Origin of the sequence: Paenibacillus pabuli (genome assembly GCF_039831995.1) — a bacterium.
Classification (GTDB): Bacteria; Bacillota; Bacilli; order Paenibacillales; family Paenibacillaceae; genus Paenibacillus; species Paenibacillus pabuli_C.
Window position 1 is genome coordinate 812,342 of the sequence record NZ_JBDOIO010000005.1, and the last position, 25,281, is coordinate 837,622.

Below are 25,281 nucleotides of genomic sequence, written 5' to 3' on the forward strand. Positions count from 1 at the left end.
CAGTGGTATAATAGAGAAATATGACGTTTTGTGCGTTTGGCTGTACAAATGCTAGTTTGGACGTAAAACGGGAACGGCACCAGCCTTAAAACACACAGTACATTTGCCACTTTTCTAGCATTGTATGTGCAAACGGAGAGGAAGGCAGGGCTAATCCCCAGACTGCATAAAGTTCCCGGAAGAAAGGCTATTACCCAGCGGACGTTTAATTGTGTAACTTTTGTGAAAGTAATATAATAAAGAGTAGCGTTCTTGCGCGGTTTTAGCCTTGTTAGGCTTTTCACATATAATATTTAATGACTGAATGGAACGTTTGTTGAAGGACAAGAAGGAGGTCCAGCATGGCGGAAGAAATGAACTCGCAGATTAAAGATCGGGATATTGGCGTCGAGATGCGTGAATCGTTTATGGATTATGCGATGAGCATCATTGTTAGCCGTGCCCTGCCCGACGTACGTGACGGATTGAAGCCGGTTCACCGGCGTATTTTATACGCAATGTCTGAGCTAGGCATGACACCGGATAAACCACATAAAAAATCAGCCAGAATCGTCGGCGAAGTTATCGGTAAGTATCACCCGCACGGTGACTCTGCCGTATACGAAACGATGGTACGGATGGCACAGGATTTCTCCCTGCGTTACATGCATGTTGATGGCCACGGTAACTTTGGATCCGTCGATGGCGACATGGCAGCAGCCATGCGTTATACGGAGGCACGTTTGTCCAAGATTGCCATGGAGATGCTTAGAGATATCAACAAGGATACGATCGATTTCCAGCCGAACTATGACGGTGAAGAGAGTGAACCAGTTGTTTTGCCAGCTCGTTTTCCTAACTTGCTTGTCAATGGTGTCGGCGGGATTGCGGTAGGTATGGCAACGAACATCCCTCCTCACAACCTGGGAGAGGTGATTGACGGCGTTCAGGCCATGATTAAAAATCCGGATATTACTTCGATGGAATTGATGGACTACATTCATGGACCAGACTTTCCAACGGCCGGTTATATTCTGGGACGCTCCGGTATTCGTCAGGCTTACCAGACAGGTCGCGGTTCTGTTACAATGCGGGCCAAAACCAATATCGAGGAAAATAACAACAAGGCACGTATCGTTGTTACCGAGATTCCTTACCAGGTAAACAAGGCAAGACTGGTGGAGAAAATTGCTGAGTTGGTTCGTGATAAGAAAATTGATGGTATTACAGATCTTCGGGATGAATCCGACCGTAACGGGATGCGGATTGTCATTGAGCTTCGCAGAGATGTGAACCCTGGTGTTGTATTGAACAACTTGTACAAGCACACGGCAATGCAGTCGACGTTCGGTATCAATATGCTGGCGATTGTGAATAAGGAACCGAAAATCCTGAACCTGCGTGAAGTGTTGTACCACTACTTGCAGCATCAGATTGAGGTTATTCGTAGACGTACACAATTCGAGTTGAGAAAAGCGGAAGCCCGTGCACATATTCTGGAAGGTTTGCGCATTGCACTCGATCATATCGATGAGATTATTGCGTTGATTCGTTCCTCCAGTAATACAGACGCAGCCAGAGAAGGTTTGATTGAGCGGTTCTCGCTTAGTCATGATCAGGCTCAAGCGATTCTAGATATGCGTTTGCAGCGCCTCACAGGTTTGGAACGGGAACGTATTGAGAACGAATATAACGAGCTTATGGTTAAAATTGCGGAGTATCGCGAGATTCTGGCCAATGAGCACCTGGTACTCGAAATTATCAGTGAAGAGCTGCAAGAAATTCGTGAGCGCTTCGGTGACGATCGCCGTACAGAAATCACCATTGGGGAAGAAAGTATCCTGGATGAGGATCTGATTCCGCGTGAAGAGGTGATTATCACCATTACACACACGGGCTATGTGAAGCGTCTGCCGGTATCGACATACCGCAGTCAGAAGCGGGGCGGACGTGGAGTTGTGGGCATGGATACCAAGGATACCGACTTTGTCGAGCATCTATTCGTAACCAACTCTCACAACTACCTCATGTTCTTTACGGACAAGGGTAAGGTATATCGTCTGAAAGCTTATGAGATTCCAGAGCTTGGACGTACAGCCCGAGGAACACCGATTATTAACCTGATTCAGATCGAACAGGGAGAGTCGGTTAACGCCGTGATTCCGGTGCAGGAATTCGAAAGCGACAAGTATCTGTTCTTCGCTACTCGTCAGGGTGTTGTGAAGAAGACACCGCTTGAGGATTACACCAATATTCGCAAAGGCGGTCTGATCGGGATCTCCTTGCGTGATGACGATGCTCTCATAGAGGTTAAGCTCACAGATGGTCAGCAAGAGATCATCATGGGTACTTCACACGGAATGTCTATTCGCTTCTCGGAAGCTAATGTTCGTTCTATGGGACGGAGTGCAACCGGGGTCAAAGGAATCACACTGGATGAGGGCGATGTTGTCATTGGTATGGACGTTGTCGATCAGGAGCTTGACGTTCTGATTGTTACAGCCAAAGGTTATGGTAAACGTACCCCTGTCAGCGATTATCGTATGCAGACTCGTGGCGGTAAAGGGATTAAAACCATTAACGTTACAGAGAAGAATGGTGGGGTAGTGAGTCTCAAAATGGTTAAAACGGAAGAGGATCTGATGATTATCACGTCGAGTGGTACATTGATTCGCATGAGTATGGAGGGCATTTCCACGATGGGTCGATACACGCAAGGTGTGAAGCTGATTCATATTCGTGATGAAGATGCTGTAGCCACAGTCAGCCGGATTGACAAAAATGAAGAAGAACCAGATGAAGAGTTACTGGAAGGACTGGAAGCAGGAGATGCAGAAGGTACAGCGGTAAGCCCAAGTGAGGACGCAGGTATAGAGGCGGAAACTGAAGGCGACGATTCTGATTCTGAGGCTTAAAATGTCTTTACAACAGGACCAGTCATGAAATAGTTGAAGTAAGATATGAAGAAAAGAGGGTTCCCATTTGGGAACTCCTTTTTTTTATAATCTCTTCTGGTTATAAAAATATAGGAATATAGGATGTACAGCCTGATTTGTGAGTAATATAATGGGAAATATCGTGAAAACCGGGACTATGGTCTTGTTTGCCATTTAGAAGAACGAAGAGTGAGGAGAATTAACATGGGATTAATTACCCTGTCTGAAGTCAAACCTGGCCTTAAATTGGGGAATGATGTACATACTGTGCGCGGTAACGTTTTATTTCAAAAAGGCAAAGTTATTTTGCCTAAGGATGTGGAAGTTCTAAGAGCCTTTATGATTCACCAGGTCGATATTGAACAGGAAAGAGTCGGAACGAATGGTGAAGGCAAAAAGACGGCAGCTTCATCAAGTGGCGGGAAGAATGGGGATCGGGCTGGTAAAGGTAGCATTGCTGTCTCAGCCCCTGCAGTAACTTCCCTACATGAAGAGTATGAAAAGATGGTGGGATTGACCAAAAGCGCCTTTCTATCCTCCCTGGCAGCTGAATTGCCTGTATACGAACTGCGTACTCAGCTCGAAGCACTGTTTGTACATCTCAAACAATATAATGTGCTGACTTTTAGTCCAAGGGTAATGCAGGAGCATGATTACGTCTATCATCATGCTGTATTGAGTGCAATGACCTCGTATCAGTTGGCCCAGTGGATGGATTTGCCCTCCAAGGACTGGATGCAAGTTGCCTTTGCAGGATTGTTCCATGATATCGGTAATAGCAAGGTAGATCCACAGATTCTCCATAAACCCACTGCACTAACTGATTCTGAGAAGGAGGAGATCCGCCAGCATACGAAGTATGGCTATCAGGTCCTGAAACAAGCCAAGGCCATTAATGAAGGAGCAAGACTAGCAGCACTGCAGCACCATGAGAAAGTGGATGGTTCAGGTTATCCATTACAGCTAAGCGGCACGCAGATCCATATCTATGCCAAAATCGTTGCCATCGCAGATATTTTCCACGCCATGACACTGGAGAAGATTTATCGTAAAGCACAGTCTCCATATCTGGTTCTGGAACAAATCAAAAGCGAGGCATTTGGCAAACTGGATCCTGCAATCGTCAATGTATTTATACAGCGCTCTACACAAATTCATAATGGCATTCAGGTTAAACTTAGCAATAATCAGATTGGTGAGATCATTTTCTCTGATCGGGACCATCCTACACGTCCGATGGTTTCCGTTGAAGGAACAATCATTAACCTTATGCAGCAGCGGCAGCTTTATATCCAAGAAGTTATAGGATAAGTCTTAAAGATGTGAGCTAGAACCACTCCTGTTAGAGTGGTTCTTTCTTTATAAGATGACAGTATGATAAAGGATAGAGAGGGATTTCTGAATAACGTTATTTTATTTAGAGTGTAATTTTAAGATCTATAACTTTCCTCCAAAAAAGTACTTGCATAAAAAATCTGTACATGGTATATTCTAATTCCGGCCAAGAAAACACGAGAAACACGGTGCGGTAAGCAAACTGAAAAGCTTCGAAAGAAACTTAAAAAAAGTGCTTGCTTAATTGGTTCGGAAGTGGTAAGATATAAAAGTTGCTGAAGAGAACAACACTCGGATGCGAATGACGTTTGATCTTTGAAAACTGAACAACGAGTGAGTAACGATCTTACTTTGTAAGATCGACGCTGAGGAATCGGTACATGTCATCTGACTGTATGATTCCGAAGCAAAAAAATGAGATTTTTAATCTCGTCAGATTCAAAATGAGCTAATCGCTCTTTTCAATACTTTATTGGAGAGTTTGATCCTGGCTCAGGACGAACGCTGGCGGCATGCCTAATACATGCAAGTCGAGCGGACTTGATGAGAAGCTTGCTTCTCTGATGGTTAGCGGCGGACGGGTGAGTAACACGTAGGCAACCTGCCCTCAAGCTTGGGACAACTACCGGAAACGGTAGCTAATACCGAATACTTGCTTTCTTCGCCTGAAGGAAGCTGGAAAGACGGAGCAATCTGTCACTTGAGGATGGGCCTGCGGCGCATTAGCTAGTTGGTGAGGTAACGGCTCACCAAGGCGACGATGCGTAGCCGACCTGAGAGGGTGATCGGCCACACTGGGACTGAGACACGGCCCAGACTCCTACGGGAGGCAGCAGTAGGGAATCTTCCGCAATGGGCGAAAGCCTGACGGAGCAATGCCGCGTGAGTGATGAAGGTTTTCGGATCGTAAAGCTCTGTTGCCAGGGAAGAACGTCCTTGAGAGTAACTGCTCAAGGAGTGACGGTACCTGAGAAGAAAGCCCCGGCTAACTACGTGCCAGCAGCCGCGGTAATACGTAGGGGGCAAGCGTTGTCCGGAATTATTGGGCGTAAAGCGCGCGCAGGCGGTCATTTAAGTCTGGTGTTTAATCCCGGGGCTCAACCCCGGATCGCACTGGAAACTGGGTGACTTGAGTGCAGAAGAGGAGAGTGGAATTCCACGTGTAGCGGTGAAATGCGTAGAGATGTGGAGGAACACCAGTGGCGAAGGCGACTCTCTGGGCTGTAACTGACGCTGAGGCGCGAAAGCGTGGGGAGCAAACAGGATTAGATACCCTGGTAGTCCACGCCGTAAACGATGAATGCTAGGTGTTAGGGGTTTCGATACCCTTGGTGCCGAAGTTAACACATTAAGCATTCCGCCTGGGGAGTACGGTCGCAAGACTGAAACTCAAAGGAATTGACGGGGACCCGCACAAGCAGTGGAGTATGTGGTTTAATTCGAAGCAACGCGAAGAACCTTACCAGGTCTTGACATCCCTCTGACCGGTACAGAGATGTACCTTTCCTTCGGGACAGAGGAGACAGGTGGTGCATGGTTGTCGTCAGCTCGTGTCGTGAGATGTTGGGTTAAGTCCCGCAACGAGCGCAACCCTTGATCTTAGTTGCCAGCACTTCGGGTGGGCACTCTAAGGTGACTGCCGGTGACAAACCGGAGGAAGGTGGGGATGACGTCAAATCATCATGCCCCTTATGACCTGGGCTACACACGTACTACAATGGCCGGTACAACGGGCAGTGAAGCCGCGAGGTGGAACGAATCCTAAAAAGCCGGTCTCAGTTCGGATTGCAGGCTGCAACTCGCCTGCATGAAGTCGGAATTGCTAGTAATCGCGGATCAGCATGCCGCGGTGAATACGTTCCCGGGTCTTGTACACACCGCCCGTCACACCACGAGAGTTTATAACACCCGAAGTCGGTGGGGTAACCGCAAGGAGCCAGCCGCCGAAGGTGGGATAGATGATTGGGGTGAAGTCGTAACAAGGTAGCCGTATCGGAAGGTGCGGCTGGATCACCTCCTTTCTATGGAGAATCGTTTCCCGTAGCGGAAACATTCAAATCAGCAGGTTCACTGAACCTGCGACAGCGATTCATTTCGGTCCATCACTTGATGTGTGGATGAAATGAAGAGCAAAACGTACTCACTCGTTGCTCAGTTTTGAGAGCTCAAACTCTCAAAACAGCTTGCTTTTGCATGGAGCTTGTTCTTTGAAAACTAGATATCGAAACGAAAAATGCGAATTAGAACATTCCTTTTAGCTGAACTTGTGTTAAACAAGTTTCAAATAATAGCGAAAACTGCTTTGCGATGGTATCGAATGGGAGCGACTTTTGGCTTTGCGTAAGCAAAACAAGGGAAGTGAGCAGTCGAAACCGGAGCAACTGGTTAAGCTACTAAGAGCACACGGAGGATGCCTAGGCGCTAGGAGCCGATGAAGGACGTGGCGAACAACGAAACTGCCTCGGGGAGCTGTAAGCAAGCTTTGATCCGGGGATGTCCGAATGGGGAAACCCAGCTGGGGTAATATCCAGTTACTCATAACTGAATACATAGGTTGTGTAGAGGCATACCAGGGGAACTGAAACATCTAAGTACCTTGAGGAAGAGAAAACAATAGTGATTCCGTCAGTAGCGGCGAGCGAACGCGGAACAGCCCAAACCAGAGAGCTTGCTCTCTGGGGTTGTGGGACGTCTCACATGGAGTTACAAAGGAACCGGTTAAACGAAGAGGTCTGGAAAGGCCCGCCAAAGAAGGTAAAAGCCCTGTAGTTGAAAGTCTGTTCCCTCCGAGACGGATCCCGAGTAGTGCGGGGCACGTGAAACCCCGTATGAATCCGGCAGGACCATCTGCCAAGGCTAAATACTTCCTAGCGACCGATAGTGAAGCAGTACCGTGAGGGAAAGGTGAAAAGCACCCCGGAAGGGGAGTGAAATAGAACCTGAAACCGTGTGCTTACAAGAAGTCAGAGCCCGTTTTAGGGGTGATGGCGTGCCTTTTGTAGAATGAACCGGCGAGTTACGTTCCCGTGCAAGGTTAAGGTGAAGAGCCGGAGCCGCAGCGAAAGCGAGTCTGAATAGGGCGAGTTAGTACGTGGACGTAGACCCGAAACCGGGTGATCTACCCCTGTCCAGGGTGAAGGTGCGGTAACACGCACTGGAGGCCCGAACCCACGCACGTTGAAAAGTGCGGGGATGAGGTGGGGGTAGCGGAGAAATTCCAATCGAACTCGGAGATAGCTGGTTCTCCCCGAAATAGCTTTAGGGCTAGCCTCGGAAAACAGAGTCGTGGAGGTAGAGCACTGATTGGGTGCGGGGCCCGCAAGGGTTACCAAGCTCAGTCAAACTCCGAATGCCATAGACTTACTTCCGGGAGTCAGACAGTGAGTGCTAAGATCCATTGTCAAAAGGGAAACAGCCCAGACCATCAGCTAAGGTCCCCAAGTGTGTGTTAAGTGGGAAAGGATGTGGAGTTGCACAGACAACCAGGATGTTGGCTTAGAAGCAGCCACCATTGAAAGAGTGCGTAATAGCTCACTGGTCGAGTGACTCTGCGCCGAAAATGTAACGGGGCTAAACACACCACCGAAGCTATGGCTTGATGCTTTGCATCAGGGGTAGGGGAGCGTTGTATAAGGGTTGAAGGTGTACCGTAAGGAGCGCTGGACATTATACAAGTGAGAATGCCGGTATGAGTAACGAAAAGATCAGTGAGAATCTGATCCGCCGAAAGCCTAAGGGTTCCTGAGGAAGGCTCGTCCGCTCAGGGTAAGTCGGGACCTAAGGCGAGGCCGAAAGGCGTAGTCGAAGGACAACAGGTCGAAATTCCTGTACCACCGTAAATCGTTACGAGCGATGGGGGGACGCAGTAGGGTAGTGACGCAGACTGATGGATGTCTGTCCAAGCAGTAAGGCTGGTTAGTAGGCAAATCCGCTAACCATAAGGCTGAGCTGTGATGGGGAGTGAAAATTACAGTAGCGAAGGTCATGATCTCACACTGCCAAGAAAAGCCTCTAGCCAGATGAAGGTGCCCGTACCGCAAACCGACACAGGTAGGCGAGAAGAGAATTCTAAGGCGCGCGGAAGAACTCTCGTTAAGGAACTCGGCAAAATGACCCCGTAACTTCGGGAGAAGGGGTGCCCCGGTAGTGTGAATAGCACGAGGGGGCCGCAGTGAAAAGGCCCAAGCGACTGTTTAGCAAAAACACAGGTCTGTGCGAAGCCGTAAGGCGAAGTATACGGGCTGACGCCTGCCCGGTGCTGGAAGGTTAAGGGGAGCGGTTAGGGAGTAATCCCGAAGCTGTGAACCGAAGCCCCAGTAAACGGCGGCCGTAACTATAACGGTCCTAAGGTAGCGAAATTCCTTGTCAGGTAAATTCTGACCCGCACGAATGGCGTAACGACTTGGGCGCTGTCTCAACGAGAGATCCGGTGAAATTTTAATACCTGTGAAGATGCAGGTTACCCGCGACAAGACGGAAAGACCCCATGGAGCTTTACTGCAGCTTGATATTGAATTTGGGTACGATCTGTACAGGATAGGTGGGAGCCTTTGAAGCATGAGCGCCAGCTTGTGTGGAGGCACCGTTGGGATACCACCCTGATCGTATCTAGGTTCTAACCTGGTACCGTAAACCGGTACGGGGACAGTGTCAGGTGGGCAGTTTGACTGGGGCGGTCGCCTCCTAAAGAGTAACGGAGGCGCCCAAAGGTTCCCTCAGAATGGTTGGAAATCATTCGAAGAGTGCAAAGGCATAAGGGAGCTTGACTGCGAGACCTACAAGTCGAGCAGGGACGAAAGTCGGGCTTAGTGATCCGGTGGTACCGCATGGAAGGGCCATCGCTCAACGGATAAAAGCTACCCTGGGGATAACAGGCTTATCTCCCCCAAGAGTCCACATCGACGGGGAGGTTTGGCACCTCGATGTCGGCTCATCGCATCCTGGGGCTGAAGTAGGTCCCAAGGGTTGGGCTGTTCGCCCATTAAAGCGGTACGCGAGCTGGGTTCAGAACGTCGTGAGACAGTTCGGTCCCTATCTGTCGTGGGCGTAGGAAATTTGAGAGGAGCTGTCCTTAGTACGAGAGGACCGGGATGGACGTACCGCTGGTGTACCAGTTGTTCCGCCAGGAGCACCGCTGGGTAGCTATGTACGGACGGGATAAGCGCTGAAAGCATCTAAGCGTGAAGCCCCCCTCAAGATGAGATTTCCCAGTATGTAAGACCCCTTGAAGACGACGAGGTAGATAGGCTGGGGGTGGAAGTGCAGTAATGCATGGAGCTGACCAGTACTAATCGGTCGAGGGCTTATCCAAATTGCAGGTTTTGATCGCACATTTCGTTTCGGATCTAGTTTTCAGAGAATAATCTCTGAACGCATTTGTTCCACAAATGCTCGTTTGGTGGCGATAGCGGAGGGGTTCCACACGTACCCATCCCGAACACGACCGTTAAGCCCTCTAGCGCCGATGGTACTTGGACCGAAGGGTCCTGGGAGAGTAGGACGCTGCCAAGCAAAGAACCACTGCCGATGAAATTCGGTGGTGGTTTTTATTTGTTTTTATATCTATATCGAGAGAGAAAGCAAGCGTCATCATAAGGTAACAGTATTGTTACAGAAAATAAGTTAGAAATCAGTATAATAGGACTATGTTAAATATGCTAAAAGTACCTGACCACAGAGCTGGGATGTGCAGCTGTGAAAAGGAGGGTGTGTGTGTTAAGTTGGCGGAGACTTGGGCTTTCTTCATTTCTAATGATTTGTTTGTTGGGTGTGCTTACAGGATGCGGTGATGCAGGACCTTCCTGGACTTCATATGAAGGCGCAGTCAACGAGAAAAGTTTCCCTGTACCGAAAGTAGCGAATAAATCTGACCAATCCGGAAACAATTCGGAGATGGACTATGTTCGATATACATTGTCTGGTATTAGTGAGAGTACCAGCTTGCCTGAAGTATATCTAGACGAGATTAAAAGCTGGGGCTGGACGGAGACACAAGCCAAGAGTACATCAAATACCTCAAACTCTCTTCGTGTGTTTGCCAAAGAGGGGCATATTGTGCATCTAGCTGTACATGATGGATTCTTTACGCTTATGGTGCCTCGAAATGATACTGCGACAACAACGGTGAAATCCCTTGTTGATGATGAAGAGTAAGAGTACGGTTTGCTTTGTAACATTGTAATGTTCAGACTATACAAGTTCCCGTAAGCATACGGGGGCTTTTTTTATTTCAACGATAGGGAGATACTTTTATTTGGATTTAGGCTATGGAGTCATACCTAGACCCTAACTTAAGAGGAGTAGAGTCAATAAGCTGACTAGGTTACTGCACGTATCATGAGCTCAATGGGATGCAAGATCCTCCTATATCAGAGTGAAGGCCCATCAAGCAGCATATATGAAAGTGTAGGAGATCTCAGTCACGGTAGTCAAATACACAGGATAAAGCGCATAGACATGAACAGGAAAAATAATTTGAAGCGAAGATCTGCAGAAAAATAGCTGCTTAAGACTCATCGTTTTAAACGATTAGAGAGTTTGATCAAAGCAAGAGGAAGAGAACTGGAATAACATTAGTGGGGATAACCTTGACAGCTTGTACCCATGCTGTGGATAAAAGGAAGGGTACCTAGAACAAACAAAGGTTATCCACAGTGGATAACCTTTGTTAATCGTTAAAGGATAGGAATGGCTCCATTGCTTACGAAGACAAAATGCCATTTTAAAAGCCAAGCCGATAATGGATTATGTATTACATTTATGATATTGCCTTTTTATAAATGAGGTTGAGGTGTTTATTGCAGATAGTACGAAACATCCTGTTCATTTAGTTTGATTAATCCGTCTTTGCGTTCACGTGAGAGGATCATAACCACATACAGACGGGGGAAGAGCAGCCATAGATGCCAGAATATCAGTGAAAGAGTGAAGGACAGCGGTGACCATATTAAGCATACGGTAATGATACATAGTCCAATCCAGCTCATATTCAAATGTACTCTGACAAACATAAGGTAGCTAAAGTGCTGATCCGGGATATAACCTAACCAAGGCATATGGAAGTTCCAGCGCCAGCGTTTGGCATAAGAGGTACGGACCAGAAGCAATATGGTTCTGGCAATGACATAATGAATCCAAAGGGTGATCGGCCCTGCCAGCAGAAAAAAGAAGAGGCCGGTCCAGGAGAATGCAAGTAAATTAAAGAAGAGCATAATGATAGGCAAACAGAGATAGCTGTAAATGACACTGCGGGCAATAGCCTTTTTTTTCAGAAGCCGGTATTGATAAAATGTAGCTTTATTCTCCGGTTCGGCGGTCATACGATTACAAATCCTCCTTCTGGGATCACGTTCGTGTGTGGACGTATGCTTGTTACGTTGCTGTCATGTAAATGATCCATATGCGTATAGGAACCTTGGAAGCGCTATAGGATTAATGTACAAGTTTAAGAATAGAAGAACTCATACAAGTATATCCTCGAACATCTCGGCTGTCAGGTTCTGATGCTATATATATCGGCTGAAAATCAAAGTTTTTTTAAGATTATAGAATATAAGTTTTTAGTGGGGCTGAAGGTGTAGGTGTACATAAGAGGGAGGATATAACCTTAAGACAAGGCTAAGAGCTGAAAAGTACGAGCGGTATGCGATTTATTGAACTTTTGAATCGGTACAGACACCCAATGGGTGGTGAACGAATATATATATTTTACAGAAAGAAAGCACTATGAAAAGGTTTAAAATAATAGAAACTGTGCAATACTGATAGTAAACGTAAAACAAGGTGGGATGGTTGATGGAAGAACACACCGAACACACATGTATTATCTGCGAACAGAAAAAAAGAGAAGGCATTTTTATTGTATCTGAATTTATATGCGATGCTTGCGAAGCAGAGATGGTTCATACTGATGCACAGGATGCCAAATACAATTATTTTATACACCAAATGAAACAGATTTGGGTGCAAAAAAACGCATAATGACCATAAGCCGAAACATCCATTGATGTAGGTGTAATCAGGGGCCCGTAGGGCCTTTTTCTGTTTTGTACGGAGAATGGAAGAACAGAGGTTTGTGAAGAACGGTGGATGGGGCAAAAAGGCTGGTATAATAAAAGGGATAATGAGGAGCTGAATAAGAGTGGGCTTGTGCCTTTCGCTTAATGCCTGATCTAGAAGGGCCAGCTCGCAAGAGAGCTCTTATTCTAATAGGAAGTTAAAGAGCAAACTTGTATCCAAATTTAATGATTATATAGGAAGGTAATTCTATGAAATATAGATCATATCATGCTCCTTTGTACGAGGCTCTGCTTCATTATCAGGAGTCGGGGAATCGTTCTTTTCATGTGCCTGGGCATAAGAATGGACAAGTCTATCGAGGTTTGAGCAATAAAGAGAATACGAAGCAGCCGGGATGTTCTGACGTTATACCAACAAGAGCTTTTCTGGACATGATGCAGATGGATGTGACGGAAATCTCCGGAACGGATGATCTGCATCATCCAGAAGGAGTGATTCTGGAAGCTCAACAGCTCGCGGCAGATTGTTTTGGAGCGGAGGAAAGCTTTTTCCTTGTAGGTGGAAGTACGGCTGGTAATTTGGCTATGCTGCTTACTGTGTGTGATGAGCCTCAAAGTATCGTGCTTGTACAGCGTAATGTACATAAGTCGGTCATTCATGGGCTCATGCTCGCTGGCGCAAGAGCTGTGTTTCTGGAGCCGTATGTTGATCCATCGAGTGGACTTGCCGTTATGCCGTCGGCAGAGACGGTTGAGGCTGCTGTCCAGGCGTATCCTGAGGCAAAGGGAGTACTTGTTACTTTGCCCAATTATTACGGCATGGGCGCTGATCTGACGCCCATAGCCGACATATGTCACGCTGCTGGCATGCCACTGCTCGTGGACGAAGCGCATGGCGCGCATTATGGACAGCATCCGGAGCTGCCTGCTTCAGCCTTGTCATGCGGAGCTGACGGGGTGGTGCAGTCGACCCATAAGATGCTGTCTGCCTTCACCATGGGAGCCATGCTGCACATTCAGGGACCATTGTTGAATCGGTCCCTGCTGCGGCAGCGCCTGGCCATGGTGCAGAGCTCAAGCCCATCATACCCTGTGATGGCTTCGCTTGATCTTGCGCGCCGCCTGCTGCATGTGCAGGGCGCGGACACCTTCACGGCGGGGCTTGCCGCCGTGGATGCTTTCAAGCGCGGCCTTGCAGAGCTGCCGCGCTTTCAGCTGCTGCAGCCTGTACAGGCGCTGCAGCAAGAGCCGCCCGCCGAGGCAGAGCCGGCTGCTGGCGGTAACAGGGCAACGGATGCATCGGGGCGGCCAACAGCACGTGCCGCGGGCTACACCGCTCAGGACCCGTTCAAAGCCGTCATATATGACGGGGCAGGGGTACTGAGCGGTTATGGGCTGCAGCAGCAGCTGGAAGCACACGGCTGCGTGCCGGAGATGAGCGACGAACGGTACGTCATCCTGCTCTTCAGTCTTGGCTCAACGCTAAGCGATGCTGAGCATCTATTACAGGCGTTGGAGCACATTAGTCATGCCCATGAAAATGAGCTTGGACAATGGCAGGACGAGCCATTAAAACGGGCTGCAAAGCATGCTGCTAACTATATTTCCACGTGGAACAATTTACAAGATGCATCCTGGGCGTTTTCAGAGCCTATTTTGTTCTCACTGCAACCTATATCAGAACAAGATACAGCAGAAGTTGCAATCGAAGACTGTGCAGGTTATCGATCTGCTGAGATGATTATTCCGTATCCTCCTGGAATCCCCCTTCTATATGCCGGGGAACAGATAAGTTCTGCTACAGTACAACGTATACAGCTTCTGAGCGATGAGGGGGCGAAGTTCCATGGCGCAGCGGACGATACTCTTCGGACATTGAAGATCATGAAGGAATGACGGAGGCTAAGTTAAGCCCCAAAATGTGGGGTTAATATTTATATCATCACGTAGTCACTTACTCATCCCTCAATTAGTCTATTATTCGTACGATGTAAGACATCATGTGCTGTCTGAACATAAGAAAGAAGGGAATCACTTTGGATATTCCGCTAAAGAAATATACAGGAATAGTCCTGCAAGTCATGTTAATGTATGGCTTTTATTGGATAGGAACCTGGATACAATCTATATTACATCTACCTTTAACTGGCAGCATTGTGGGCATGCTGCTTTTGTTCATCGTCATTCGAATGGGATGGATCAGGATGAGCTGGGGAAATGAAGGTTCATCCTGGCTCCAGTCCCATTTGCAGTTATTATTCATCCCGCCTACGGTAGGCATCATTAATCACTTTGACTTCTTTACTGCGAATACGATCCTGCTTGTGGTGGGGTTGATCCTCAGTACTCTAGTAACCTGCCTGTTGTCTGCCAAAATTGGTGAGTGGCTCATGACGTGGAAAAGATCGCATCGAGGCAAGAAGGAGGCGATCCCATGTCAACATTCATCATCGGAATAGCAATGATCGCCCTGACTGTGGCCTTGTATATTCCGGCAACTCATCTATATCAGAAGGTAAAGTGGCCTATTCTTATGCCTGTACTAACCTCGACAGCAGTAATTGTGGTCATTCTGCTTATAGCGGGAATTAAGCTGGATACCTATATGCTGGGTGGAAAGTGGATACAGGATCTTCTGGGGCCTGCAGTTGTGTCCTTAGCTTTCCCTTTATCCAAACACATGGCTGTGCTGAAAAGGAACATTATTCCCATTCTGGGTGGTACGTTTGGAGGAAGCATCGTAGGTATGTTCACCGGATCATCGGTAGCTCTGCTGCTTGGTTATCCCAAAGATATCGTGATCGCCTTATTGCCAAAGTCAGTCACTACCCCTGTTGCCATCCAGTTGGCAGATCAAGCAGGGGGTAACGCTTCCTTTACATCCCTATTTGTAATGATTGCCGGTTTTTCGGGGATATTATTTGGGCCGCTGATTATGAAATGGGCACGAGTAAAGGACAATAATGCATACGGCATTGGACTAGGCGCGGCATCCCATGCACTTGGCATGGCCAGATCCTTCGAATATGGAGAGAATGCGGTAGCATTGAGTTCCGTCTCCATGATTGTCAGTGCGATAGCCGGATCTTTGTTCCTCCCCTTATGGGTATGGATTATCTACGGTTGACCTGCCTTCTCTATTGAAAATATTGGCGGAATAGCTGACCACTATCGCTTGATCATGTATAGTATTATAGTAAGAAGCTTGTACAACATGGCCCAAACAACGATACCCTGATCATGAACATACACCTCTGGGTGTGTTATTTCATAATCTGGAGTAGAAAGATCAGAGCCATATAACATTCGCAGCAGAGTAGGATGCAATTATCGACATAGAAAGCAGGGAAGCATATGCAGGGCAGAGGTAAATTCATTACGTTGGAAGGGGGAGAAGGGTCCGGCAAAACGACGATGATCAGCAAATTGGGTTCTTACTTCGAGGAACAGGGTATAGCTTACGTAGTTACTCGTGAACCTGGCGGGATCGAGATCGCGGAGAAAATACGTGCAATTATCCTTGACCCTCTCCATACGGCAATGGACGCCCGTACCGAAGCACTGCTCTATGCAGCTGCACGCAGCCAGCATCTGGCCGAAAAGGTGGAACCGGCACTAAGAGCAGGCAAGGCCGTCATCTGTGACCGTTTTGTCGACAGCAGCCTGGCATATCAAGGTCATGCACGTGGACTCGGAATAGAGAATGTCTGGGCCATCAATCGGTTCGCAATAGGGGAGCTTATGCCCGATGTTACACTTTATCTGGATATCGAGCCTGAGGCCGGTCTTGCCCGGATTGATGCCCATGATGGACGTGAGGTAAACCGTCTGGATCTGGAGAGTCTGGAATTTCATCGTAAGGTTCGGGAGGGGTATTTCCTGTTGAAGGAACAATTCCCGGAACGAATTCAGGTTATTGATGCTTCCAGACAGCCGGATGAAGTCGCAGCAGCATTGATTTTGTCGCTGGAGACAGGGATTTTGAAGGATTTTGGCGAGTAATTGTCTAATATATAGATAGGGCATTTCTAAAGGTGCTTATTCTGAAGGAGGTTATGCAGGATGAAACTGATTGTTGCGATTATACAGGATAAAGACAGCAACCGATTATCCAGCGCATTGGTCAAAGCGAATTTTCGGGCAACGAAACTGGCCAGTACCGGTGGATTTTTGAAGGCAGGCAACACGACGTTTATGATCGGTGTCGATGATGGTCAAGTCGAGTCCGTAATGAACGTCATTCGCAGCAGCTGTAAGGTTCGTGAACAGCTCGTGACTCCGGTCACACCGATGAGCGGAACAACCGACTCTTACCTGCCGCTGCCTGTTGAAGTTCAAGTCGGTGGAGCTACCGTGTTTGTTCTGCCAGTGGATCGTTTTGAACACTTCTAATGAAGCGTTTTGTGTCTATGATGCAAAATGATTGCTAGGGTTCTTAGCGGCTTATATGCGTCCTTCTTGTATCAGGAATCGGCGCTTTCCGTCCGAAATCAGACAGTCTCATGAAGGGAATGTTTCTTTTCGGGCGGAAGTTGACTACCAAGCAGGTCAATGGTGGAAATTTTATCTACCATTATATATAGACGTATACAAGGGTATCTTCCACGCACAGGCGCAGCGCGCACTGTGCTGATGGTCGATGGCCTACTATAATAGAAAGCGGGCATATCGATGAAAATCAATCCTGGATTCAGACCGGTGCAGAGCGGAATCAATTCTACGGACTCCAGTTCCAAACCGGTTCAATCCAAAAGTTTCTCTGACATGATGAATCACCAAGGCGAGCGAGCCTCACAAGCCGAGCTTAACCGCCGACTAAGTGAGATTCAGATGCAGGGTGATCGCTTGGCACGTTCCATGACCATTCGTGAACTGAAAGCATACAAGCAGCTTGTCAAAAGGTTTCTGGAAGAGACGGTTCGCCGAGGAGTATCCATGAAAGAGACCAGAGGATGGGATCGGCGGGGTAGAGGCAAAAGGTACAAGCTAATTGACGAAATCGACTCTGCACTGTTATCCATGGCTGACGAACTGCTCGAAACGGAAGAGGGTAAAATCACGTTATTACAACAAGTAGGAGAAATTCGGGGAATGCTTATTAATTTAAGCTTCTGAGGAGGAAGTATGTCCTTTCAACAAATTATGGGTCAGCAGGCTGCCAAGCAGATGTTACAGAGCAGCTTGAGACGCCAGGCGATTAGCCATGCGTATTTATTTAGCGGGCCATCGGGCAGCGGGCAGCTGAAGACGGCAGTGACGTTTGCCAAAGCGATATTTTGTACAGAGCTTGAAGATGATGCCTGCGGACAATGTCTTGAGTGCCGTAAAGTCGAGCATGGTAATCATCCGGATTTAACGATGCTTGCACCAGATGGAAACAATATTAAAATTGATCAGATTCGGGATTTGCAGCGCATCTTCTCATACCGTTCAGAGGCTGGACATCCCAAAGTTTATATTATAGAACAGGCAGAAAAAATGACCGTACAGGCCGCAAACAGTTTGCTGAAATTCCTGGAAGAACCGCAGGTGCCTGCAGTAGGAATTCTGATTACGGATAACGGTCAGGCCATGCTTCCGACCATTCGTTCGCGCTCACAGCTCGTTCCTTTCAGTGCACTGAATCCGGAAGAAATGCTGCAAGCTTTAATTGCGGAAGGACACCCGGCCAATCTGGCACGTTCTGCGGTTCATCTGGCATCAGGACTCGAATCATGTAGAGAAATTCTCCAGCAGAATTGGTTTGCAGAAATTAGAAACGTAATGTTACAATTAGGGAAGGAGTCCCTGGGCAGAGGCAGCACATCATTGATCTCTGCACAGCAGAAGCTTTTTAAATCCGGACTCTCAGAACATCTGGATATTATGCTTAGTCTATTCCATTTATGGTTTAGGGATATGCTGTATGTCCAGCACGGTAGGCATGAACATATCGTTTTTATAGATCAGTTGGACATGCTGTCTCAGTTGGCAAATACCCGCAGCACGGAGCAGTGGGTGTCCTATATGGATTTGGCCGCGGCATGCAGAAAAAAATTGCGTTTCAACGTCAATGGCCAGCTTTGTCTGGAGCAATTTTTGATCGGTTTGGCATAAGGCTGGGGAGAGGGCAGTTTTTGTTCCATTCATATGCAAACGGTTATAACTTCGGAGGGTTCCCTAAGAAGACAGGGCTTCAGACGAAGTGGGATTGGCTTACAAGGGGGTTAATTTTTTGTACAGTGTAGTGGGTGTCCGTTTCAAAAAAGCGGGCAAAATTTATTACTTCGATCCCCTGGACCTTCCCATTGAGAAAGAAAACTGCGTTATCGTGGAGACAGCGCGGGGGGTAGAGTACGGCAAGGTAGTTGTTGGCAAGAAGGAAGTAAGCGAGTCCGATGTAGTACTGCCGCTCAAAAAAGTCATTCGGGTTGCGGGAGATACAGATGCCCGTGTGGTGGATGAGAACAAACGGGCAGCCAAAGAAGCTTTCGGTACTTGTTTAAATAAAATCAAAGACCATGGCCTCAAGATGAAGCTGGTCGATGTGGAATTTACGTTTGATCGCAACAAGATCATTTTTTATTTTACAGCTGAAGGAAGAGTCGATTTCCGAGAGCTGGTTAAGGATCTGGCAAGCATTTTTCGGACACGGATCGAGCTGCGGCAGATTGGTGTGCGGGATGAGGCCAAGATGCTTGGGGGAATTGGACCTTGCGGCCGTGTATTATGCTGTTCTTCCTGGCTGGGAGACTTTGAGCCGGTATCAATCAAGATGGCTAAAGATCAGAGCCTGTCACTGAATCCGACGAAAATTTCAGGGTTGTGCGGAAGACTCATGTGCTGTCTGAAATTTGAGCATGATAACTATGAAAGTGTGAGAGAAGAACTGCCGGCTGTAGGCAAGTTGGTCGTCACCTCTTTGGGTGAAGGGAAAGTTGTCGGCATCAATGCCGGTAATCGCACAGTCCATGTTCAACTGTTCGACATCAGTAAAGTCAAAGAACTTCCGCTGGATGACGTCGTTATCAAGTAAACCATAAAGGTTGCTTCGGGGTGGAAACTTGGAAAAGAAAAATCTGTTTACGCACATTCATGAAATGGAAACCCAACTGGGTCAGTTGCACAGTGATTTAGGAGAGTTAAAAATGATTGTGAAAGAGCTGCTTGAAGATAATCAGCGGCTTACGATTGAGAATGAGCAGCTGCGCAAACTGCTCAAGCGTGAGGCTCCGGTAGATCTGCCTGTCTCATCTGCACTGGCTCCAGCCGCTAGACCGGCAGGTCCGGCTACAGGTGAAGATGTGGTAGGTGAAGGATATGATAATCTGGCCCGGCTGTATCACGAAGGATTCCATATCTGCAATGTCTATTACGGGCATTTGCGGACGGAAGGCGATTGTCTGTTCTGCCTGTCTTTTTTGAATAAATGAAGTGACCGTAGGGAAGAGCCCCTACGGTTTTTTTTCAAGGTTACAAACCTAAACTAAAGCTAAGATGAGATATAGAGTACCGGAGGATGAACGTATCATATGACAGCCAATGAAGCTAAAGAAGTAATATTGCATGAATCAGAACGGATTGATGATCTGCTCTCTCATGATTTGAAAATCATTCAAAGTGATGAAGTATTCAGTTTTTCCATGGACGCCGTACTGCTTGCTCGGTTTGCCTCTGTTCCTAAACGTGGTCGTGTGCTCGATTTATGTACGGGGAATGGGGTTGTTCCCATTCTGCTGACAACGCGTACGCAGGCTAACCTGGAAGGAATTGAGATCCAGCCCCGACTGGCTGATATGGCACGGAGAAGCGTACAGCTGAATGCTCTGGACCAATCGATCACAATTCATGAAGGCGACCTGCGGGAACTTGTGAAAGAAACAGGGCATGCTGTGTATGATGCGATTACCGTGAATCCACCGTATATGCCGCTGAATGGTAGTGACCTTAAGATGAATACACACCAAGCCATGGCCCGTCATGAGTTGGGATGTACATTGGAGGAAGTTATTCAGGCTTGCAATCGTCTGGTGCGTAATGGAGGAAAAGTATCCATGGTTCACCGCCCACAACGACTCGGCGAAATTATCTCTCTTATGAGGGAGTACAAGCTTGAGCCAAAGCGGATCCGAATGGTACATCCACGTGCTCACCTCGAAGCCAATATGGTATTAATTGAAGCGCTGAAGGATGGCAAACCGGAAGTGCGGATGCTTCCGCCCCTCATTGTCTACAATGAAGAAGGAACCTACTGTGATGAAATTATGGATATTTACTACGGCTCACAACATACAACGCGTACTACGGAAGGAGGAGTGTAAATGACACTGCACGTACAAAAAAGTTATGCTGAAGTTCATGATGGCATGGGTAAGTTATATTTGGTTGGAACACCCATCGGGAATCTAGATGATATGACATTTCGAGCAATTAAGACACTGCAGAGTTGTGATATTATTGCGGCAGAAGATACCAGGCAAACTCGGAAGCTGCTCACCCATTTTGAGATTACCCCTTCCATGTTATTTAGTTATCATGAACATAATAAGGCGGCAAGTGGCCCTGAACTGATACGCTATATAATAGAAGGAAAAAATTTGGCACTGGTCAGTGATGCTGGTTTACCAGCCATTTCAGACCCGGGTTCTGATCTGGTACAACTAGCCATTGAAGCAGGAATTCATGTCATTCCCATTCCAGGTCCCAATGCAGCATTGTCTGCTCTGATTGTATCGGGATTACCGACGGAACGCTTCACATTCGGCGGCTTTTTGCCGCGCGAGAAAAAGGATATGCGAAAAGTGTTGGAGGCTTTTGACGAATCTAACGGGACCTTGTTGTTTTATGAGTCTCCGCATCGTATTCGTAAAACGTTGGTCAATCTGGAAGAGATTCTTGGGGATCGTTCGATTGTGCTGGCTCGTGAGCTGACTAAGCGACATGAGGAATTTGCACGTGGCACGGTTCGCGAATGCATAGACTGGCTGGAGGAACATCCGCCACTTGGAGAGTACTGTCTGCTTGTGGAAGGCATTAAGGAAGAGGAGCGTAAGGCAGAGCGTGAAGCCTGGTGGCAGCAGTTGTCTTTGGAAGACCACGTCAGCCATTATGAAGGCGAAGGACTTAATCGCAAAGATGCGATGAAAAAAACAGCAGCAGACCGAGGATTAACAAAACGTGATGTATATAACGCGCTAATCTAATCCTTTGGGTGAATCAAACATACAGATTAATAGGGGAACATAACCTGAAAAGTTTCTTATTGGAAACATTAGCGAAATATTAAAAGTCCGAGGCGGTGCAAAAAAATGTTTTCCATTTTTCACCGCTTTCCTAGTCATGGCATGAACTGCATCATGGTTGGCCCGATTGGGAGAACAAAAAAAAGACCTTCCAACGGTGGGGTTCACACCGGGAAGGCAAGTAAGGAATATAAAAAGGTTAGAATTAACAATTCAATAAGTCCATTATACCTGAAACTTTTTATTTTGTCACAGGTGCAGGGATTTCGGAAATACATTCGTTACATACAATTTTACCTTTGAAGTATGTTACGTTCTCAGCGTTCCCACAGAAGATACAAGCTGGCTCGTATTTTTTCAACATGATGCGTTCACCGTCAACATAGATTTCCAGAGCATCTTTTTCACCGATACCCAGTGTACGGCGCAATTCGATTGGAATAACTACCCGTCCCAGTTCGTCTACTTTTCTAACAATACCTGTTGATTTCATCATTATAATCAGTGCTCCTCTCAGCTACTTATCATTGTCATTATTCGACATTATTTTATGTTTTATGATACTCATCATACCAACGATTCCCAAAACAGTCAACCTTAAAATTAGCTTAAAATTAAGGCGGTTTTTGATAAGATTAAGGGTGGCAAGGGGTTAGGAGCAATTTTTCATATTTAAACATCAATGGCAGCTTTGTCGATTTGGAAAACATTAAAAGTGCTTTATTCGACAAAATTCGTCATTATATGTCGAATAATTGGGCTAGATAAGGCCAAATGCGACAAACGCAATTCAAATACAAAGGAGCGAAGCGACATGGAACAGCGTTTAACGGAAGAGAAAGTGTTTAAAGATCCGGTACATAATTATATTCATGTGCAAGATCCGATTATATGGCAGTTAATTAATACACCAGAGTTTCAGCGCTTGCGGCGTATCCGTCAGTTGGGAACATCCTATCTGACTTTTCACGGTGCTGAACACAGCCGATTCTCACACTCATTGGGCGTTTACGAAATAACACGCAAAATTATCTCTCAATTTGAAAGAAGTCAGTACTCCGATTGGCCTAAAGAAGAAAAAGTGGTTGCTCTCTGCGCTGCATTATTGCATGACCTGGGTCACGGGCCGTTCTCTCACTCCATTGAGGAAGCCTTCGACATGCATCATGAAGACTGGACCTGCCGAATTATCCTTGGGGATACCGAAGTGGGGGCGATCCTGAGACGGTATGCTCCCGATTTCCCAGAGAAGGTGGCATCTGTTATTCAAAAAACATATGAAAAGCCGATCGTTGTAAATTTGGTCACTAGCCCGCTTGATGCAGACCGGATGGACTATTTGCTTCGGGATGCTTACTTTACAGGTGTAAACTACGGAACGATCGACCTTGACCGCATCCTGCGAATGCTTCGTCCATATCACGGCAGAATTGTAGTCAAGGAATCGGGAATGCATGCGGTGGAAGACTATTTGATGTCACGTTACCAGATGTACTGGCAGATTTACTTCCATCCGGTGACCCGAAGCTCCGAAATTATCCTGAGACAAATATTTAAGCGTGCGAAAGAGCTGGTGAAGCAGGGATTCCATTTCCGTTTCATGCTGGAGCCGTTACCGCAGCTGTTTGATGGTGTGCTCTCTGTTGATGAATATTTGCAATTGGATGAGGCGTTGGTACAGACAGCATTCATGCAGTGGCGCAAAGAGAACGATTCTGTTCTGAGCGAGTTATGCGAACGTTTTATCGATCGCAGGTTGTATAAGTATGTAGAGGTTGAACAGATCGATGTGGAAACGATTGAAGAAATTCGGGTTGCCTTTGCCAGAGCGGGTCTTAACCCCGAATATGATCTGGAAATTGATTTTCCGACGGATCTTCCGTATGATGTTTTTCGTCCGGATGAATCGACAGATAAACAGATTCTGCTGCTGGATAGACAGGACAAGCTGCATGAATTGTCCGAGGTTTCGGACATCGTTCGTTCGATCAGCGGAATACATCGTGGTAAGCACCATCTGTACTATCCGCAAAACAAGGTGGACGCCATCATTCACGAGCTGCCATCTCATATTCGCCCCTACTTTTCATGATCATGAAATGTGCAATCAAGAGCAAATTTTTTACAAATTAGCTATGAAAGAAAGAGTTTCTAATTCGAGATATTACCATGATACAGTAATCTGCTTTAATGGAGAGTATATGTAGATCGACATAATTTTGTAATCCACACTTTTTTTGAAGAAGTTGAGATCACGAGGGCGCCTATATATAGTAGAAATTAAATCTGCTAATTCCACATCTTGTACTCTGGAAAATCAAATGTGATGATAAAATCTGTGATTTTTATATGATTTTGATTGGGATAGAAAACAGTTATTCGACAGGAAGGGAGAAATACACATGATGTTATTCGACACTCATACACACTTGGATGCACCGCAATTCGACGAGGACCGCGAGGAGATGATTCAGCGCGCTGTAGACGCCGGGGTTGGCTGCATGATCAATGTCGGTTTCAATCGGGAGACCATTCCATCCACGATGAAACTTGCCGAAACGTATGATTTTATTTATGCTGCTGTAGGCTGGCATCCTCAGGATGCGATTACGATGCAGGAGGGTGATCTCGAGTGGATTGCGTCTCTGTGCAAACATGAAAAGGTTGTTGCCATAGGCGAGATTGGTCTGGATTATTATTGGGACACTTCTCCCAAGGATGTTCAGCATCGTGTCCTGAGACAACAGATCGGACTAGCTCGTGAACTTAACATGCCGATTGTCATTCATAATCGCGACGCTCATGAGGATATTGTCAAAATTTTGCGCGAGGAAAAAGCTGGAGAAGTCGGGGGTGTGATGCACTCGTTCTCTGGAAGCTGGGAAACGGCAAAACTCTGTCTGGATCTAGGGTTCCATCTATCCTTCGGGGGACCAATCACGTTCAAAAACGCCAAGCAGCCAAAAGAGGTACTGGCGAAGGTGCCAATGGACCGATTTTTCATCGAAACAGACTCCCCATATCTGACACCACATCCTTATCGTGGAAAACGAAATGAAACAGCGCATGTACGTCTGGTTGCAGAGGCAGCTGCGGAAATTAAAGGCATTCCGGTAGAGGAAATTGCTGCAATAACGACCAAAAATGCCATGGAACGATTTGGGATTCGTTAAAAAACGAAGCAAATGCGGTGAAAAAGAGAGGTAGACGGAGCGAATTTGCTTTTTGATCCAAATAAATGAAGAATATTACAATATTTTAACCAAATATTTAGAAAAACGTACTTGAACAACGCTTTACAACATGCATCGAAACAGGATATCATCTTTTCAGTGAATTGTTGTGCGGAAAATTGGACAGATGTTCGGGGGATGAACAAAGGGACACTTTCCGATGACACAACAATACTTTTCATGAACCGATCTCGCTGAGTCTCCGTTAACGGAGAGCGGGGGAACCAATAGGGCTTAAACATCAGTGAAAGCAGCTGATGCGCATCATTCGCTGACCCAAAAGCAGCGAATGCCTTTGCGAAGCACTATTTGATTTCTTCTTTGGGTCTCGGGGTGAATTCAAGGGCATCCGCCATGAGCGGGTGACCGGAGATAGGGCGGCTCTCTTTCGCCCGAACCCGACAGCTAACCTCGCAAGCGGAAAAAGAGAGGCAACCTCGTGCATGAATTTCCGATATTCAAAATCATTCGGAAAGCCACGAAAGAGTTCCTCTTAGACTCTTTCTTTGGCTTTTTTGTTTTTGAATAAAAGAAATACGGTCATCATACGGTAAGTATT

The 25,281-nt window shown here is 46.8% G+C and carries 19 protein-coding genes, 3 rRNA genes and 1 riboswitch; of the genes, 20 read left to right on the forward strand and 2 right to left on the reverse strand.

Annotation, left to right across the window (positions count from 1 at the left end; all coding sequences use genetic code 11):
* Positions 1 to 341: 341 nt before the first annotated feature.
* From gyrA to ABGV42_RS30390, 6 genes are all read left to right on the forward strand, one after another.
* Positions 342 to 2,894 carry a DNA gyrase subunit A gene (gene gyrA / locus ABGV42_RS30365; RefSeq protein ID WP_347385036.1) on the forward strand — a complete coding sequence of 851 codons (2,553 nt, stop codon included), beginning with the start codon at positions 342 to 344 and terminating at the stop codon, positions 2,892 to 2,894.
* Between the two features lie 225 nt (positions 2,895 to 3,119).
* Entirely contained in the window at positions 3,120 to 4,226 is a 1,107-nt protein-coding gene (locus tag ABGV42_RS30370) for an HD-GYP domain-containing protein (RefSeq protein ID WP_347385037.1), read from the forward strand.
* A 493-nt stretch (positions 4,227 to 4,719) separates the two neighbouring features.
* A 16S ribosomal RNA gene (locus ABGV42_RS30375) occupies positions 4,720 to 6,271 on the forward strand.
* Between the two features lie 362 nt (positions 6,272 to 6,633).
* Positions 6,634 to 9,561 (forward strand): 23S ribosomal RNA (locus ABGV42_RS30380).
* Positions 9,562 to 9,644: 83 nt separating this feature from the next.
* Positions 9,645 to 9,761, forward strand: a 5S ribosomal RNA gene (rrf, locus tag ABGV42_RS30385).
* The 16S, 23S and 5S rRNA genes sit together here, the layout of an rRNA operon.
* Before the next feature lie 201 nt (positions 9,762 to 9,962).
* Complete coding sequence (locus ABGV42_RS30390; RefSeq protein WP_347385038.1) at positions 9,963 to 10,403, forward strand: hypothetical protein; 441 nt, start codon at positions 9,963 to 9,965, stop codon at positions 10,401 to 10,403.
* Between the two features lie 641 nt (positions 10,404 to 11,044).
* Here the strand turns inward: ABGV42_RS30390 and ABGV42_RS30395 are convergent.
* Complete coding sequence (locus tag ABGV42_RS30395) at positions 11,045 to 11,569, reverse strand: hypothetical protein (RefSeq protein ID WP_347385039.1); 525 nt, start codon at positions 11,567 to 11,569, stop codon at positions 11,045 to 11,047.
* Between the two features lie 475 nt (positions 11,570 to 12,044).
* On the opposite strand from ABGV42_RS30395, the gene ABGV42_RS30400 reads away from it, so the two are divergent.
* The 12 genes from ABGV42_RS30400 (at position 12,045) to rsmI (ending at position 21,450) form a co-directional block, all read left to right on the forward strand.
* Positions 12,045 to 12,230 carry a sigma factor G inhibitor Gin gene (locus tag ABGV42_RS30400; protein ID WP_095293335.1) on the forward strand — a complete coding sequence of 62 codons (186 nt, stop codon included), beginning with the start codon at positions 12,045 to 12,047 and terminating at the stop codon, positions 12,228 to 12,230.
* A gap of 287 nt (positions 12,231 to 12,517) precedes the next feature.
* Entirely contained in the window at positions 12,518 to 14,164 is a 1,647-nt protein-coding gene (locus ABGV42_RS30405) for an aminotransferase class I/II-fold pyridoxal phosphate-dependent enzyme (RefSeq protein WP_347385040.1), read from the forward strand.
* Positions 14,165 to 14,355: 191 nt separating this feature from the next.
* Positions 14,356 to 14,727 (forward strand): CidA/LrgA family protein, encoded by a 372-nt coding sequence (locus tag ABGV42_RS30410; protein ID WP_347385252.1) that lies wholly within the window; start codon positions 14,356 to 14,358, stop codon positions 14,725 to 14,727.
* Positions 14,703 to 15,395 (forward strand): LrgB family protein, encoded by a 693-nt coding sequence (locus tag ABGV42_RS30415; protein WP_347385041.1) that lies wholly within the window; start codon positions 14,703 to 14,705, stop codon positions 15,393 to 15,395. Before ABGV42_RS30410 ends, ABGV42_RS30415 begins: the two co-directional genes overlap by 25 nt.
* Before the next feature lie 227 nt (positions 15,396 to 15,622).
* On the forward strand, positions 15,623 to 16,270 hold the full coding sequence (gene tmk / locus ABGV42_RS30420) for a dTMP kinase (RefSeq protein WP_347385042.1): 648 nt from the start codon (positions 15,623 to 15,625) through the stop codon (positions 16,268 to 16,270).
* Between the two features lie 60 nt (positions 16,271 to 16,330).
* Positions 16,331 to 16,660, forward strand: coding sequence for a cyclic-di-AMP receptor (locus tag ABGV42_RS30425; RefSeq protein ID WP_017691391.1), 330 nt, complete (start codon positions 16,331 to 16,333; stop codon positions 16,658 to 16,660).
* Positions 16,661 to 16,939: 279 nt separating this feature from the next.
* Positions 16,940 to 17,383: a YaaR family protein gene (locus tag ABGV42_RS30430; RefSeq protein ID WP_175394638.1), complete on the forward strand. Its 444-nt coding sequence runs from the start codon at positions 16,940 to 16,942 to the stop codon at positions 17,381 to 17,383.
* 9 nt (positions 17,384 to 17,392) lie between these two features.
* Positions 17,393 to 18,364, forward strand: coding sequence for a DNA polymerase III subunit delta' (gene holB / locus ABGV42_RS30435; RefSeq protein ID WP_347385043.1), 972 nt, complete (start codon positions 17,393 to 17,395; stop codon positions 18,362 to 18,364).
* A 118-nt stretch (positions 18,365 to 18,482) separates the two neighbouring features.
* Positions 18,483 to 19,283 carry a PSP1 domain-containing protein gene (locus ABGV42_RS30440; RefSeq protein WP_175394636.1) on the forward strand — a complete coding sequence of 267 codons (801 nt, stop codon included), beginning with the start codon at positions 18,483 to 18,485 and terminating at the stop codon, positions 19,281 to 19,283.
* A 28-nt stretch (positions 19,284 to 19,311) separates the two neighbouring features.
* A complete protein-coding gene (gene yabA, locus ABGV42_RS30445) occupies positions 19,312 to 19,680 on the forward strand; it encodes a DNA replication initiation control protein YabA (protein WP_095293343.1) in 369 nt (122 codons plus the stop codon).
* Between the two features lie 99 nt (positions 19,681 to 19,779).
* A complete protein-coding gene (locus ABGV42_RS30450) occupies positions 19,780 to 20,568 on the forward strand; it encodes a tRNA1(Val) (adenine(37)-N6)-methyltransferase (protein ID WP_347385044.1) in 789 nt (262 codons plus the stop codon).
* Positions 20,569 to 21,450 (forward strand): 16S rRNA (cytidine(1402)-2'-O)-methyltransferase, encoded by an 882-nt coding sequence (gene rsmI / locus ABGV42_RS30455; protein WP_347385045.1) that lies wholly within the window; start codon positions 20,569 to 20,571, stop codon positions 21,448 to 21,450.
* Positions 21,451 to 21,730: 280 nt separating this feature from the next.
* Here rsmI and ABGV42_RS30460 read toward each other — a convergent pair whose 3' ends face one another.
* Positions 21,731 to 21,985, reverse strand: a complete 255-nt coding sequence (locus ABGV42_RS30460) for an AbrB/MazE/SpoVT family DNA-binding domain-containing protein (RefSeq protein ID WP_024633700.1) — start codon at positions 21,983 to 21,985, stop codon at positions 21,731 to 21,733.
* A 318-nt stretch (positions 21,986 to 22,303) separates the two neighbouring features.
* Here ABGV42_RS30460 and ABGV42_RS30465 point away from each other — a divergent pair, with 318 nt between their 5' ends.
* Both ABGV42_RS30465 and ABGV42_RS30470 read left to right on the forward strand, forming a co-directional pair.
* Positions 22,304 to 23,581 carry an HD domain-containing protein gene (locus ABGV42_RS30465; RefSeq protein ID WP_347385046.1) on the forward strand — a complete coding sequence of 426 codons (1,278 nt, stop codon included), beginning with the start codon at positions 22,304 to 22,306 and terminating at the stop codon, positions 23,579 to 23,581.
* Between the two features lie 310 nt (positions 23,582 to 23,891).
* Complete coding sequence (locus ABGV42_RS30470) at positions 23,892 to 24,662, forward strand: TatD family hydrolase (RefSeq protein WP_347385047.1); 771 nt, start codon at positions 23,892 to 23,894, stop codon at positions 24,660 to 24,662.
* A gap of 242 nt (positions 24,663 to 24,904) precedes the next feature.
* Positions 24,905 to 25,158: riboswitch (cyclic di-AMP (ydaO/yuaA leader) on the forward strand.
* Positions 25,159 to 25,281: the final 123 nt, after the last annotated feature.